The sequence below is a fragment of the Anaerostipes stercorihominis genome (assembly GCF_057535655.1).
In genome coordinates this window covers 1-1,512 of sequence record NZ_BAAJCL010000031.1, presented here as the reverse complement: position 1 = coordinate 1,512, position 1,512 = coordinate 1, and the positions used below count along the sequence as shown (strand labels likewise).

The window sequence follows — 1,512 nt, the reverse complement described above, 5'->3', positions numbered from 1 at the left end:
CTTTTGAGTGGTTTATTTTTGTTTGCCCAGCATGGGCAAACTCTAACGGGTGTAAGTCCCGAACATGCCCAGATAGTGGGAAGTGTATAGCTGAACAGCAAGGGTGTTTGTCGTTAGGCAAAATCTGAAAGAAGCTGTAAGCAAACCTCTGGTCTGACGGACAGAAATCACATATAAGGCTAGGTTCTGATAGATAAGCTTGCAAAATAAAGCAAAATCTAATAACTATCACTTTTGTAGGAACAGAGTAAATGTGGCAGATATATGGAGGGAAAGAGTTTGCACCTTAACTGGGGAGGTCTCACAGAGGTTTCATTAGCCTAGTAACAACGAACGGTGAGAAGTCAGCAGAGCCCATAGTAGTGAAGAAGTTTCTGTAATGGAAATGGAGCGAAGGGGCGAACAATCAATCAGTTTTAGTAGAGTCTCGATTGCAGAAAAGACAACATCTGCCGTAACCAATCGGGGAAAGGGTGGTCAATTCAAGCGAGACGGAAAGGAACGAACGCATGGACACAAGTAGTCTAATGGAGCAGATATTAAGTAAAGATAATCTTAATACGGCATATCTGCAAGTCGTACGAAACAAAGGTGCAGAGGGAGTGGACGGAATGAAGTACACGGAACTCAAAGAACATCTTGCAAAGAACGGCGAAATTATCAAGGAACAGTTGAGGACAAGAAAATACAAACCTCAACCAGTATACAGAGTGGAGATACCAAAACCAGACGGTGGTGTCAGAAACTTGGGAGTACCAACAGTAACAGACCGATTTGTACAACAAGCCATAGCACAGGTACTAACACCAATCTATGAGAAACAATTCCATGACCATAGTTATGGATTTAGACCAAATAGATGTGCACAGCAGGCAATCATCACAGCGCTTGATATGATGAATGACGGCTACGATTGGATTGTAGACATTGACTTGGAGAAGTTCTTTGACACAGTAAACCATGATAAACTGATGACCTTAATTGGCAAAACAATCAAGGACGGGGATGTAATCTCAATCATCAGAAAGTTTCTTGTAAGTGGAATCATGGTAGACGATGAATACAGGGAATCTGTGATAGGAACACCACAAGGTGGAAATCTATCGCCACTCCTTGCTAATATCATACTGAACGAACTCGATAAGGAAATGGAACAAAGAGGGCTGAACTTTGTCAGATACGCAGACGACTGTATTATTATGGTTGGAAGTGAAATGTCTGCAAGGCGAGTGATGAGAAATCTCACGAAGTTCATTGAAGAGAAACTGGGGCTCAAAGTAAATATGACAAAGAGTAAGGTGGACAGACCAAGAGGGCTTAAATACCTTGGATTTGGATTTTATTTTGATAGCAGAACACACCAATACAAGGCAAAACCACATGCAAAATCGGTAGCAAGATTTAAGGCAAGAATGAAACAACTTACTTGCAGAAGTTGGGGAGTAAGCAACTCCTACAAGGTACAGAAACTCAACGAACTTATCAGAGGGTGGATTAACTACTTCAAGATAG

The 1,512-nt window shown here is 41.5% G+C and carries 1 protein-coding gene; it reads left to right on the top strand.

The window, feature by feature from the left end; all coding sequences use genetic code 11:
- Window positions 1-509: 509 nt before the first annotated feature.
- A partial coding sequence (gene ltrA, locus AC27EF_RS13550) for a group II intron reverse transcriptase/maturase (protein WP_487111296.1) occupies window positions 510-1,512 on the top strand: 1,003 nt, incomplete at its 3' end.